Here is a 12,706-nt window from a genome sequence, read left to right as displayed (position 1 = left end):
GGTATGAATTGCGTCTTTACTGTTCCCTGTCACCTGTCACCTGTTCCCTTTTATGGATATTCGTGAGAAACAAATGGGATGGATACTATTTCACCCTCGGCGTTTCCTACTTGCACTTTCAAACCCACACCACCAGCTTTGCTTTTAATGTAACCGAGTCCAAAGTAACCATCAGCAGTTTCGGTATAACTGGTGAGTTTACCAACTTTGTCCTCTCCCAGAGTAATAGTATCTCCTATGGTGGCTGGACTGTTAAGTTTAATCCCCCACAGATATTGTTTAACACCTTTATATGTATTTAATCGGGCAATGGTTTCCTGTCCGATATAGCAACCTTTATTAAAAGAAATAGCCTGCCATAAGCCGACTTCTAAAGGATTAAAATCATCTGTGAGTTCTGCTTCTGGGGTTGGTCTGCCTTGTAATATACGTAAATGTTCCCAACCGCGATCGCTTAATTCTACCGCCCCTAAGTCTAAAATTTGCTGCCATACCGTTTCTTTTACAGACACAGGCAAAATCAATGTGTAACCAGGGGAAGCCAAACCACTACCGACTGCAATGATGATCCCATCATCCACTGTCATATGATTGCCGTAGGGTTGACCGATAATTGCCCCAGCACCAAGTTTTTCTATTACTGCGTCACTTCCTGCACCGATGAGACTAAAAGTTGCAGTTTCCGCCGTTACATCAGTTAATTGCACCTTATCGGCAAAGAAGATATAACGATCTAACCATTGAATTAAAAACTCACGCCTGTTAGGTGACACTAAAAGTAACACGGCATCATCGAGAACATAAGCACTCACTAAATCAATCGTGCGGGCAGTGGATGTTACCATCACCGTCTCACAGCCTTGTCCTGGCTTGAGACTTTGGAAATCATTCGTACTTTGATTGTGTAAAAATCGCAGACGGTCATCATCAGAAACACGGATGCGTCCCCAAAAAGAGCGATCGCATACAGCAACCCCTGCGGTTGCGGCTTGGATAGCGGCTGCGTCTTTACCGTCAAGTGCAGATGTTGGCATGGTAGTCAATAGTTGCCCTGTTTCAATGTTTTCGCATTGGTAATATTAGCAAATTCATGTTTGTAGGTTCAATGCGTCTTTGAATTTCTCAAGGCATATAATCAAAGAAAAAGTGCAGAGGATCAAAACTTATGAAACAAACTTTTACTGCAAGTATATGGCAAGAAGGTGACTGGTTTGTAGCACAGTGCTTAGAGATTGATATTGCTAGCCAGGGCGAAACTGAAACTGAGGCCTTGTCTAATCTGGAGGAAGCTGTATCGCTGCATTTTGAGCCACCAGTTGCTACTATTACTCCTCAAATTAAAACTATTCAGGTGGAAATAGGTGTCGCTTAAACCATTACCTTATCGTGAAGTGAAGCGTAAATTAAAAGCTGCTGGCTTTGAGGAAGTTAGTCAAAAAGGTAGTCACGTCAAGTTTATCAAATCTATCGATGAAGGAACTCGTACTGCTATAGTGCCTCGTCATCGAGAAATCACTATTGGTACATTGGGCAGTATTTTACGTCAAGCTGGGATAAGTGTTGAAGAGTTTGAAAATTTGTAAATGCGATCGCTCTTTTGATGATTGTAATAATTACTAGCTTGACAGAGTTTTGAAAATAACTTCACGACTAACAATTTCTGTATTTTCACCTTCTTTAATAGCTGTTGCTAAAGCTATATCTTCCATAATCTCTGCCATTAAATCAGACATAACTTCTTTCTGTTCTTGAATAACTTCAACAATCGCTTTTTTTAGGATTTCTTTCAGCTTAATTTCATCTTCCGAGTGAATATGTCGTGTTAAAAATTGAGCCGTTGATTCAAGCACGCGTTCAGAAAATAATTTAGATAAATCTTGCCGCAAACTCTTCCCAATGTAAAATTTGAGTAATCCCTCAATTGACATATCTCGATTAGCTGCAACTTTTTTGAGAGATTCCAATGTTTCCTTTGGTATCTTTATTGATACTGTTTCCGTTTCACGGGGTTTTAAATGTAGTTCCAATTCTTCATCAGGCTTGTTCATATAGTTTTCTTTCATTGGATTAGGCGAGACAGGCAAAAATTATACAATCAGCACTTAATTACCTAGGTAAATTTGCAAACGCCTGCTCAACTAACTCCTTAGTTTTTACTTCTAAAATTTGCCAATCAACTTCACCAAATTCATCAATTAAACTAGTATCAATATCAACATTGTCACTCTCTGGAGTGTAATTAATAAAACACACTTGATAACATAATTCCCACAAATCAATACTGACATTTTGGTCTTGACGTTGCAAACACAAGTGATATCCTGGATGGGGCATCGGCAACCTTGCAAGTCTTTCTCTAATGGCATCTGCCTGTTCTAAAGTTGCAGATTCCATTTCTTGCAGCAGCTGAGTTACCAAAGCTTTTGTCTCATCAGTGGTGTTAGCCGGCCAAATCAGCACATCTTGGTAAGTTCCTTTCCAAGTCGATTCATCCAACTGCTTGCGAAGATTGTCAACAACGCGAATAAAAGCCGGTTGCATGAGGAGTTCGGCCTGCTGCCATGTGGCTTGGTCTGTTATTCTAGGTGGCATCGGTAATTAATAAAGGCACTAAAAGAAAAATTTACAGTCTGTGTTTATTAAAAGGATTGCGTATTAAGTTCAAATCTTTTATCAAGATAGCGGATTTCACTGCCAAAAATTTGGAGATATTAATTACCATCGGGAAATTCTAGGTGATAACTGTGGGGAGGGATTTTATGATAGGCAAGTTACTAGACCATCGTTACCAAGTCGTTCGCGTCTTAGCTATAGGGGGATTTGGTCAAACCTATATAGCCCAAGATACCCGCAGGCCTGGTAATCCGATATGCGTTGTTAAGCACCTCAAACCCTCCAGTTCTGACCCTAGAATTTTTGAAACTGCCAAGCGTCTCTTCAACAGTGAGGCTGAAACTTTAGAAAGGCTGGGTAATCATGACCAGATACCCCGTTTATTGGCTTATTTTGACGAAAATCAAGAATTTTATTTAGTTCAAGAATATATCGAAGGACATACCCTCACGGAAGAACTCATCCCTGGTAAGCGTTGGAGTGAAAGCCAAGTTATTCAACTGTTGCAGGATGCTTTAAGGATTCTGGAGTTTGTTCACCACCAAGGAGTGATTCACCGTGATATCAAGCCGGATAATATCATTCGTCGCACTTCAGATAATAAGTTAGTTTTAGTAGACTTCGGCGCAGTTAAGCAATTACGTACACAGATGGTAACAGTTGGTGGACAACCCACTGCTACCGTCGCTATTGGTACTCCTGGTTATATGCCGACAGAACAAGGGCAAGGTAAACCCCGTCCCAATAGTGATATGTATTCTCTGGGGATTATTGCCCTTCAAGCCTTAACAGGACTACCAGCCGCCGAGTTACAAGATGACCCCAATACAGGGGAAATCCTCTGGCAGCATTTAGTTAACGTTAACTACCGCCTAGCAGAAGTGTTAACGAAGATGGTGCGTTATCACTTCAAAGACCGCTATCAGACGGCAACAGAAGCACTAGAAGCTTGTCAAAATGCAGTTAATCCTGTGGCTGTAGCTGTGTCTTCTTCAGCCCAAAAATCCATCAATAGCTCTAATTATCAGCCGAATGTAGCCGCATCTCGGTTATCTCGACAGCAAACTGTAGCTGTTGCGCCAGCCAACCCCGTTAAGGCTAAACCGTCTCGCCAAGACTCCCCCAAATCTGACCCTTGGCCTTTATTAATTGGCTTGTTATTGGCTGGTGGTGCGGCGGCTGTGGTAGCCAATGTGTATCCAAATGTCAGAAATTTAGCAGGTAATTTTTTGGGTAATGATTTGGCTGCTACGGATAAATGTCTAGCGGTGGTGGCTGGTAATTCTAATATTCGTTCTGAACCGAGTTCAATTAACTCTGATAATGTTTTAAAAACAATTGGTGAAAATAGCAAATTTGAAGTGACTGGGACACGCAGCAAACGGGGTTGGGTTGAAGTAAAACTTAATTCCGGTCGTTCAGCATGGGCGCACTCAGATGTAATTATTAATAATCAAGAATGGACTTCTTGCCTACGTGACAAAGGCATTGCCATTAAAACAGTCAACGATAATACATTAATTGCTGCTATACCTGTTCCCCAAGCCAAACCAAAATCTAATATAGTAACTACCCCATCACCAAAACCAGAAGGTTTTCTCCGTTCTACTCCAGCACCGTCTCAAGAAGATAGCACCAAGATTGTTGCCAAGGCTAGACAAAAGTATGAATCAGGTGATTTAATAGGGGCGATCGCTACACTCAGATCCATTCCTGCTAATGCCTCTGCTGGCATTAAAGAGACAACAGCCATGATTAAGCAATGGCAACAAGATTGGGAAAAAGCGGACGCACTATTTAAAGATATCAATCAGGCAATAGATAATGGTCAATGGGATACAGTTTTAGACTACCAAAAACATCCTGAAAAACTACCTAATATTAAATACTGGCGAAATAAAATAGAGCCACTGTTGAAACAAGCAGCCGAAAACGTAGCGAAACAAGTAGTTCCCCCAAGCAATAATCAAGATAGTCAAAATCAGTCTCAGTCTGAATCGTTACAGACTGAAGAACCCGCTACATCAGAGATTATCAGCCCTGAAGAGCTGCCTCAGAATGGGTATTAGGGACTGGGGACTAGAAATTTTAGATTTTAGATTTTAGATTTTAGATTTTAGATTTTGGATTGAATAATCTAAAATCCACTCATTGAAAAGCTGGGGACTTGTGGAAGACAGATAGAAATTCCTCCTTGTCCCTTCAGCCTCTCTGTCGTCCTAAATCATTTCATCATATTCATGGGCTTCTACGCGCCTAGCATCCATCCCACCTGGGGGTAGAAATTCGGCACGACGCACGGGGACTAAAGGCTGTGTATTGCCTTGGTAGGGGTGAATTACTTGTACTGTCCTAGTGGGACGTGCGCGTGGTGTGAATAAAGATAATACGCCAGCGACTACAACACCACCACCAATGGTAAGAGTCGCACCCCCAGCCGCCCAAACGATGGGTGAAGACCACCAAGGGGATTCAGCTTGGAACGCTGCTGTTGCCACCCTTTGGCTATTTTGCTGCGCTTGTTGTAGTTGTTGGTTGTTGTAGTTTTGGAATTGGGACTGTTGGTTTTGCAGGTCTGCTCTCAGTCGTTCGTTGTCGCTTTTTAGGCGTTCAAAATCCATTTTTAGCCGTTCAAGTTCTACTCGCTGTTCTGTACTAGGAGCAACAGGTGGCTGATTGGGGTATTGTGCTTGCCCATAGGGTGGGTAATAGGTTGGGGGTTGAATAGGTGGTTGGGGTGCTACTATAGTACCTGGGATTTGGGGGCTAAGAGCAAAGTTAGCCTGTGAAGCACTTGTCCCCCTGAGTAATAAAAGAGCGGCCAGTCCAGCTACAGCGACACCGCCAATAAATGCCATACTCTCACTCATCGCCTTTTAACCTCAACTGCGATGTAACTATAAAAACTTTTGACTGACTCACTCTCACACTCATAATCTTTATAAGCCTACTTAATTTCACATAATACCCAAATCATAAGCTACTGTATCATTTGGTTTTTTTACAGCCTAGTATGCCAATGTTAATATTCAAAACCATAAATGTTGAATTGTCCACCAGATTAGGGTAAAAAAACTGCCTTGTTATACTTTTTAATCTAGTTTATCTTGCTCATTAAGATGTTTTGATGGCTGCTTTAAGATTTTGACAAAATTGGGCGATCGCACTTAGTCCCTGTTCTGGTGTACCTTCGGCTAAACGCTGGACAAAAGCACTACCCACAATGATTGCATCTGCTCCCCAGGCTTTGACCTGGGTTGCTTGTTCGGGTTGAGAAATACCAAAGCCGACACCAATGGGTTTATCGGTAAAACGCCGAATTTCTGGTAATAAATCAGATGCGCGGATTTCCATTTGCGATCGCATCCCCGTTACCCCTGTGACACTCACCAAATAGATAAACCCTTGGGAAGCTTGAGAAATTGCCTCTATTCGGTCTACAGAGCTAGTAGGCGCGATTAACAAGGTTAAATCAATCCCCCGTTCACTCGCTGGTTTCAACAGTCCTGCTGCTTCTTCTAGGGGTAAATCAGGCACTACCAACCCAGCCACCCCAGCCGCCGCTATCTGCTCTAAAAACTTGTCAATTCCCCTGTGTAGGATGGGGTTGTAGTAGGTAAATAAAATAATCGGTGCTTGCAAACTAGGGGTAGTGGCTTGCAACATTTCTAGGACAGCTTCTAATTTTGTCCCCTTTTGCAAAGCGCGGGTAGCGGCAGCTTGAATCACTGGCCCATCGGCGAGAGGATCAGAATAGGGAACACCCAATTCAATAAAATCAGCCCCACTGGAATCTAAAATCTTTAACGCTGCGGCGGTGGTGGCTAAATCTGGATCACCGGCAGTAATAAACGGAATCAGAGCGCACTCTTGATTCCGCTTGAGGGTTTGAAAGCGATCGGCAATAACGGTCATTAATTAGTCGTCAGTTCTCAGTGGTCAGTAGTCAATAGTAACAAACAACTGACCACCGGAAAACGTAGTGAGTGCTGAGTGTTGAGTGTTGAGTATTGACTTACCCCACTTCATAACTCATAACTTATTACTCATTACTCAGCACTCTCTTGTTCAATCTCCGCTTGAATTTTCGCTAATTCTTCGGGAGAGAGTTCATCGAGTCGTTTCTGGAAAAAGGCTTCCTCATACTGCTCTCGTTGTTGATGGTAGGTCATTTTTTTCCCCCCAGCGCGGAAGGCATAGCTGGCTACCCAGCCAATCAACCCAACGACTAGCAAGGCTTGACTCCATATCCCCGCTAGTTGATTATCAATACCCACTAGCTGTAAACCCAAATATACCAATCCGCCAGCCGTGAATATGCCAAAGCCAATTCCAATCGCATCAATCCGTCGCATGAGAGTTATGACCTACCAATCTTGTTAAACTTCAATTTTTCGGGGTTTAGGGCGCAGATTCACAAACGGCGACAAAACCAAAAGTCCTGGGAAGAAGAGGAACACCAGGAAATACATAAAGGTACGCTCTATTGAGCTAACCACATACCAGCGTTGCTTCATGTAGATCATCAAAGCAACGGGGACAACTAACAAATAAGCTCCGGCTAGAGCCAGATATAGCAGGGGTACAATCATAAGACCTCGCGGGATGTGGGAAACTCAGCTTTTAAAAGCTGAGAGGGAAAGAGTACGAGCGACTGAGAGTCGCAGTCCCCTTAGGGGGTGTAGTAAATAGAGGAACAGTATTTACCACCTTCCCTGTATGCCGAGAATCGCCTTGCTGTTCCAGTAATGTTAGCTTAGACCTGTTAGAAGAGCTTGTTAGGCTGAAAGCACTGTTCCAGTGACCTTAAAACTGTTTAACTCACAGCGACAGAGCGGGGAACTAGCTACGCATTCCCAGGTGTCGTGACTCAAATAACGGCTACCCTTCTCTTAGAGACGCTATTCGCGAACGAATATGCTCAGGGTGGTCTGGTCAGTACGGCTTGCTTGATTTCTCTTACAAGCCCAGTCCCTTTAGGGCTGGGTTACTGACAAACTCTTTGTTTGGTGCATCTGCATTTCCATCATAGGCTGAATACTAAGCCGAAAGAAACCATAACTATTGGGCTTTTTAATGAACCTTCAAAAAATTCCTGATTATTGCTGATCAAAATGCTGAAATAATGCTACAATGGCAAAGGCAGTAAAACAGTGGTAAGCTTGTTAAATAAGATTAGAAATGCTAAATCTAATTAGCCGCAAGGTAGCATCAGCAACTCGAAGCTAAAAAGATAAAATGGCTCTAAAAAGATAAAAATTTCTATCTGGTTGGACAAAAAACACATTTAATGCTGGAATAGATGAGGAGGTATTTGCTACCTCTGAAACATATTTATCTCCCAACTAAATGGGGGGGTGTGGCGGAATGGTAGACGCTACGGACTTAAATTAAATTGAGCCTTGAAGGAGAAATCCTTGAAGTGGATGCTCTCAAACTCAGGGAAACCTAAATCTGGTGACAGACAAGGCAATCCTGAGCCAAGCCGAAACAGTAGTGAGTAATGAGTGCTGGGTTACGAGTAAATATTTACTCGTATGTCTTAAGTTTCAACTCTTAACTAGTCGGAAGGTGCAGAGACTCGACGGGAGCTACCCTAACGTTAAGACGAGGGTAAAGAGAGAGTCCAATTCTCAAAGCCAAATGGCAGTAGCGAAAGCTGCGGGAGAATGAAAATCCGTTGACCTTAAACGGTCGTGTGGGTTCAAGTCCCTCCACCCCCATAAAACAAAATTCACCAGTAGGGTGTGTTATGCCGTAGGCTAACGCACCCTGAATTTTTGGTGGTTCACACGCCAATTTTTAAATTCCAAGCGGCGATCGCTAAAGCACCCCAACCTAGAATAAAAGCTACGCCACCCAAGGGTGTAATTGCACCTAAAATTTTTATCCCAGTTAAGCTGAGGGCGTACAAACTGCCAGAAAAAATGGCGATACCGACGATAAAAAGCCAGCCACTAGCTATCAAAGTGGTTGGCGGCGATGGTGTACGGCTAATTAAGACGGCTACTAGCAATAAGGCTAGAGCATGATACATTTGGTAACGCGCGCCGACATCAAAAATTTCCAGCGATCGCTCACTAATTCTTTCCCGCAGTGCATGGGAAGCGAAAGCACCAGCCACCACTGACAAACCGCCTAAAATGGCAGCTACGCTCAAAAAAATCTGCATCATTAGACTTATTTGTCAAGTTAATTAGGGATTAGACATCAAAATGATATGATACTGACCCTTCATCACTAACTTTAAAATTTGCGCTGAATTCTTTAGCTTTTTCATCTAAATATTGTCTGGCTACTGTTGCAGGTAGTTGTGACTGCATAGCAAAGCCTAAAACAGTGATGCGTCCATCACTATTTTGAATCATCTGATAAAAAGTAGATTGTAAGCGATCGCTTAATTGCTGCTGAAGGGCTTTTTTTTGATTTTTGCTTTGCAGGTACAATCCCCAACCCAGCCATGAACCTAAAATCATGGTGGGAAAGCCAAAAATTATTCCTTGGGTAGCAGTAGCATTTAATAGAGACAGAGCATCTCTATTGATATATTCCCGCACCAACTCCTCATTTTCCCCTGTGGAAATGGGTTTAAGCATAGTATTTCTTTCCACTACCGCAGAGACAGAGGCAGTCAAAAATGTGAATCCGAGTGTTAATAGCCAACCAGCAGCCAGCTTTTCCGCAGTTTTCATAATTCCACTTCAGATTTAAACCTTGTCTGTGATTTTAACCTCACTAGTGGGGAAATAGGGAATAGAGGGTAGGGGACAGGTGAAAGGTGACAGGTGACAGGGGGGAATAGAATAGATACTATTCCCTATTTCCTATTCCCTAATTGAGTATCAGCCGGTGTACCATTCTGGAGTCAATGAATTGGCTACAGGTGTTGCGGTAGCTGTAGTGCCATCCATGACCCAAAGTACGTCTTGACCGGATGCTTGATCACGCCAGTAGATGTCTGTCTTGCCATCGCCATTGTGATCGCCGAGGAATGGCTGATATACTGCACCAGTTTCGGAAACTTTGGGCAAGAAAGCTTCACTGCTCTTATTAGTACCATCCATCAACCAAGCTGTGTTCTCGCCGGTTGTCTCATTGTTCCAGAAGATGTCTGTCTTGCCATCACCATTGAAATCACCAATGCTGGCTTTCCATGATGAGTCAAGTGTATTGAGAGTGCCTTCAGTGACAAGAGGACCGACACCAGGAAGAACATTCATTGTCCAAACTTTATTCTCACCGGTGCTGGTGTTGCGCCAGAGAATGTCAGTTTTGAAGTCTCCGTTGAAATCGCCAAGGGTGTAAGACCAGGATGAATCTTGTGCTTGGAGATCATATTTGGTGGATTGTGCGCCATCCATGAACCAAGCATTATTTTCTCCAGTCGCAGTATTGCGCCAGAAGATATCACTCTTACCGTTACCGTCAAAATCAACAATAGTAGGATTCCAACCCACATCTGTTGTATCTAGAACGTTGGCACTAGTGACTGTTGTACCATCCATAGTCCAAATAGCGTTTTGGCCAGTGGTGGCATTATGCCAGTAAATATCAGTTTTGCGATCGCCGTTGAAATCACCAATTTTAGCTTCCCAGCCTGCATCAACTTTCTCTAGATAAACAAAGTTAGCAACTCTAGTACCATCCATCAGTGCAACAGCATTTTCACCTGTGGCGTTATTACGCAACAAGAAGTCTGTCTTACCATCACTGTTGAAGTCAGCAATTTTATAACTCCAGGTGGTTAGGTCATATTGACCTAGAGAAGCTTCTTGTACAGTTGTTGCACCATCCATTAGACGGACGACAATTTCACCTGTTTGAGTGTTCACCCAAACTTTATCTGCTTTACCATCACCATTGAAGTCAGGAGTGATGGCGGCACTAGTTAGGTAAGGATTAGGGTTTGGGTTAACAGTAGTAAAGGGAGATTGGGGAAGAAAGTCTAATGGTGATGGTTCAGGAGAGGAACTATTATTGGTTGGTAATGTGATATTAAAATCTGACAGACCTTGCGAAGGATTTATCAAGCTCTGTGATTTTTGCAAGGATATATCAAACGCATTAGCCACTTTGTTGTTGAATTCTGGTGCGCTAGACATAGTATATTTTTATGACTGGTTGCTATCAAAGTTTTAACTCTTTCTTGGCAGTCAATTCTGTCTTCAAATAACATTTTCTATAAAAAACATTTTCTTTGATAAACATTTGTTTTTGATAAAAATCATCCTTTGCTCACATCTTGATAGGTAGATGACTTGCAATTGGCTTTGATTTTTATTCTTCATGGTTTGATGATAAAAAATACTGTTTCATGTCATCATTTAAAAACAATGGTGAATATTTGGCAAGTTATTACAACAGAAAAACCAAGCCGAATATATTTGATGTTTGATTATCAAATTCTTACATAACAAGGTTTTTAATTAGTGTTTTATACTATGTTTTTTAGAATTAAATGTTTTACGCTAACAGATATGCAAAAATCTATAAATTGGGTAAAAAGCCAGATTATTTTGTATAATATGAATACAGCTAAAAAATAAAATTATTGATAATTTATAACTCCGCCTTTTTCAAGAAATGGGAATTATACAAATCCCAACTACCCTTAACTAAACTGAATCATTTGTATAAATGTACATTTCTTTGCGCCTTGGCTTAATTTCAGTGCTGAAGGTGAAATCAAGATTGGCTAGAATAACTTAGACTAGCAACCATAACCTATAGTTGCTAAAAGTGTAAAACTATACTATAAATTCAGCAATAGATTTAGCTATGCAATTAGAATATCGGCAGCGTCGTGAGCAGTTAATGGCAAAAATTGGTAGTGGTACAGCTATTTTTCGCAGTGCGCCAATGGCGGTAATGCACAACGATGTCGAATATAACTATCGTCAAGACAGTGATTTTTTCTACCTGACTGGCTTTAACGAACCGGAAGCGGTAGCTGTGTTAGCACCCCATCATCAAGAACATCGCTTTGTGTTGTTTGTCCAACCCAAGGAAAGAGAAAAGGAAGTTTGGACTGGTTATCGCTGTGGGGTAGATGCAGCTAAAGAAATTTATGGAGCAGATGAGGCTTATCCCATCACGGAACTCGATGAAAAATTACCCCAGTATTTAGAAAAAGCCGATCGCATTTATTATCATTTAGGACGCGATCGCAGTTTTAACGATAAAATCCTCGGACATTACCAAAGTTTACTGCGGAGTTATCCCAAGCGGGGTACAGGGCCAATCGCCATCGAGGATACTAGCACAGTCCTGCACGGCATGAGGTTAGTTAAAAGCGAAGCTGAATTAGAAATGATGCGTCAAGCAGCTGCAATTGCAGTTGAAGCGCACAATCACGCGATCGCTATTGCTAAACCCGGACGTTATGAGTATGAAATCCAAGCGGAGATGGAACGCATCTTTCGCTTGCGGGGAGGAATGGGGCCGGCTTATCCTTCTATTGTGGCTTCTGGTGTGAATGCTTGCGTACTACACTACATTGAAAATAATTGCCAGATGCAGGAGCAAGATTTGCTACTGATTGATGCTGGTTGTGCTTATGGTTATTACAATTCGGATATTACGCGGACGTTTCCGGTAGGTGGTAAGTTTACATCAGAGCAGAAGATATTGTATGAACTGGTCTTAGAAGCGCAAAAACAAGCGATCTCTCAAGTAAAACCAGGTAATGCTTTCAACTTAGTTCATGATACCGCCGTGCGTGTTTTGACTGAAGGGTTGGTGGAACTGGGTATTCTCAAAGGCGAGGTTGATAAACTGATTGAGGAAGAGAAATACAAGCCATACTATATGCACCGCACCAGCCATTGGTTAGGTTTGGATGTCCATGATGTGGGTGTGTACCAACATGGTGAAGATAAACCGCAGATTTTGCAACCCGGCCAAGTGTTGACGGTTGAACCTGGACTTTATATTGTCCCAGATACGAAACTTGCAGAAGACCAACCAGAAACTGATCGGCGTTGGCTGGGTATTGGGATTCGCATTGAGGATGATGTGTTAGTTACACCTACAGGACATGAGGTGTTAACGGCTGGTGTTCCTAAAGCTGTGGATGAAGTAGAAAGAATTAGTT

Annotated in this window: 14 protein-coding genes; 4 read left to right on the top strand and 10 right to left on the bottom strand. The window is 42.2% G+C overall.

Annotation, left to right across the window (positions count from 1 at the left end; translation table 11 throughout):
- Positions 1-50 precede the first annotated feature (50 nt).
- A complete protein-coding gene (locus VB693_RS05645; protein ID WP_323265404.1) occupies positions 51-1,034 on the bottom strand; it encodes a folate-binding protein in 984 nt (327 codons plus the stop codon).
- Positions 1,035-1,165: 131 nt separating this feature from the next.
- Between VB693_RS05645 and VB693_RS05640 the strand changes: the two genes are divergently transcribed.
- Together VB693_RS05640 and VB693_RS05635 are read left to right on the top strand one after the other, a co-directional pair.
- Positions 1,166-1,372, top strand: coding sequence for a type II toxin-antitoxin system HicB family antitoxin (locus tag VB693_RS05640; RefSeq protein ID WP_323265403.1), 207 nt, complete (start codon positions 1,166-1,168; stop codon positions 1,370-1,372).
- On the top strand, positions 1,362-1,583 hold the full coding sequence (locus tag VB693_RS05635; RefSeq protein ID WP_323265402.1) for a type II toxin-antitoxin system HicA family toxin: 222 nt from the start codon (positions 1,362-1,364) through the stop codon (positions 1,581-1,583). The genes VB693_RS05640 and VB693_RS05635 overlap by 11 nt, the downstream gene beginning before the upstream one ends.
- A 33-nt stretch (positions 1,584-1,616) precedes the next feature.
- Here VB693_RS05635 and VB693_RS05630 read toward each other — a convergent pair whose 3' ends face one another.
- Together VB693_RS05630 and VB693_RS05625 are read right to left on the bottom strand one after the other, a co-directional pair.
- Complete coding sequence (locus VB693_RS05630) at positions 1,617-2,048, bottom strand: hypothetical protein (RefSeq protein ID WP_323265401.1); 432 nt, start codon at positions 2,046-2,048, stop codon at positions 1,617-1,619.
- 58 nt (positions 2,049-2,106) lie between these two features.
- Positions 2,107-2,592 (bottom strand): hypothetical protein, encoded by a 486-nt coding sequence (locus tag VB693_RS05625; protein WP_323265400.1) that lies wholly within the window; start codon positions 2,590-2,592, stop codon positions 2,107-2,109.
- Between the two features lie 167 nt (positions 2,593-2,759).
- Between VB693_RS05625 and VB693_RS05620 the strand changes: the two genes are divergently transcribed.
- Positions 2,760-4,682, top strand: coding sequence for a serine/threonine protein kinase (locus tag VB693_RS05620; protein ID WP_323265399.1), 1,923 nt, complete (start codon positions 2,760-2,762; stop codon positions 4,680-4,682).
- A gap of 150 nt (positions 4,683-4,832) precedes the next feature.
- Here VB693_RS05620 and VB693_RS05615 read toward each other — a convergent pair whose 3' ends face one another.
- The 7 genes from VB693_RS05615 to VB693_RS05585 form a co-directional block, all read right to left on the bottom strand.
- The gene (locus tag VB693_RS05615; protein WP_323265398.1) at positions 4,833-5,483 is read right to left on the bottom strand and encodes a heterocyst differentiation related protein; all 651 of its coding nucleotides are present in this window, start codon (positions 5,481-5,483) and stop codon (positions 4,833-4,835) included.
- A 244-nt stretch (positions 5,484-5,727) separates the two neighbouring features.
- Complete coding sequence (gene trpA, locus VB693_RS05610; RefSeq protein WP_323265397.1) at positions 5,728-6,528, bottom strand: tryptophan synthase subunit alpha; 801 nt, start codon at positions 6,526-6,528, stop codon at positions 5,728-5,730.
- A gap of 134 nt (positions 6,529-6,662) precedes the next feature.
- On the bottom strand, positions 6,663-6,968 hold the full coding sequence (locus VB693_RS05605) for a DUF3007 family protein (RefSeq protein ID WP_323265396.1): 306 nt from the start codon (positions 6,966-6,968) through the stop codon (positions 6,663-6,665).
- A gap of 24 nt (positions 6,969-6,992) precedes the next feature.
- Entirely contained in the window at positions 6,993-7,220 is a 228-nt protein-coding gene (gene ndhL, locus VB693_RS05600; protein ID WP_323265488.1) for an NAD(P)H-quinone oxidoreductase subunit L, read from the bottom strand.
- A 1,181-nt stretch (positions 7,221-8,401) separates the two neighbouring features.
- Positions 8,402-8,788 carry a DUF423 domain-containing protein gene (locus tag VB693_RS05595; protein WP_190699667.1) on the bottom strand — a complete coding sequence of 129 codons (387 nt, stop codon included), beginning with the start codon at positions 8,786-8,788 and terminating at the stop codon, positions 8,402-8,404.
- A 28-nt stretch (positions 8,789-8,816) separates the two neighbouring features.
- On the bottom strand, positions 8,817-9,305 hold the full coding sequence (locus VB693_RS05590; protein ID WP_323265395.1) for a hypothetical protein: 489 nt from the start codon (positions 9,303-9,305) through the stop codon (positions 8,817-8,819).
- Between the two features lie 150 nt (positions 9,306-9,455).
- Entirely contained in the window at positions 9,456-10,715 is a 1,260-nt protein-coding gene (locus VB693_RS05585; RefSeq protein ID WP_323265394.1) for a VCBS repeat-containing protein, read from the bottom strand.
- Between the two features lie 676 nt (positions 10,716-11,391).
- On the opposite strand from VB693_RS05585, the gene VB693_RS05580 reads away from it, so the two are divergent.
- Positions 11,392-12,706 (top strand): aminopeptidase P N-terminal domain-containing protein (locus VB693_RS05580; RefSeq protein ID WP_323265393.1); only part of this gene is annotated, 1,315 nt, incomplete at its 3' end.

Origin of the sequence: Anabaena sp. UHCC 0399, assembly GCF_034931465.1 — a bacterium.
GTDB classification, from domain to species: Bacteria; Cyanobacteriota; Cyanobacteriia; order Cyanobacteriales; family Nostocaceae; genus Trichormus; species Trichormus minutissimus.
This window is presented reverse-complemented; position numbering and strand designations above follow the sequence as displayed.

Coding starts and splice junctions, on each gene's coding strand:
- VB693_RS05645 (WP_323265404.1), bottom strand. CDS start 1,034: ATGCCAACATCTGCACTTGACGGTAAAGACGCAGCCGCTATCCAAGCC.
- VB693_RS05640 (WP_323265403.1), top strand. CDS start 1,166: ATGAAACAAACTTTTACTGCAAGTATATGGCAAGAAGGTGACTGGTTT.
- VB693_RS05630 (WP_323265401.1), bottom strand. CDS start 2,048: ATGAACAAGCCTGATGAAGAATTGGAACTACATTTAAAACCCCGTGAA.
- VB693_RS05625 (WP_323265400.1), bottom strand. CDS start 2,592: ATGCCACCTAGAATAACAGACCAAGCCACATGGCAGCAGGCCGAACTC.
- VB693_RS05620 (WP_323265399.1), top strand. CDS start 2,760: ATGATAGGCAAGTTACTAGACCATCGTTACCAAGTCGTTCGCGTCTTA.
- VB693_RS05615 (WP_323265398.1), bottom strand. CDS start 5,483: ATGAGTGAGAGTATGGCATTTATTGGCGGTGTCGCTGTAGCTGGACTG.
- trpA (WP_323265397.1), bottom strand. CDS start 6,528: ATGACCGTTATTGCCGATCGCTTTCAAACCCTCAAGCGGAATCAAGAG.
- VB693_RS05605 (WP_323265396.1), bottom strand. CDS start 6,968: ATGCGACGGATTGATGCGATTGGAATTGGCTTTGGCATATTCACGGCT.
- VB693_RS05595 (WP_190699667.1), bottom strand. CDS start 8,788: ATGATGCAGATTTTTTTGAGCGTAGCTGCCATTTTAGGCGGTTTGTCA.
- VB693_RS05590 (WP_323265395.1), bottom strand. CDS start 9,305: ATGAAAACTGCGGAAAAGCTGGCTGCTGGTTGGCTATTAACACTCGGA.
- VB693_RS05585 (WP_323265394.1), bottom strand. CDS start 10,715: ATGTCTAGCGCACCAGAATTCAACAACAAAGTGGCTAATGCGTTTGAT.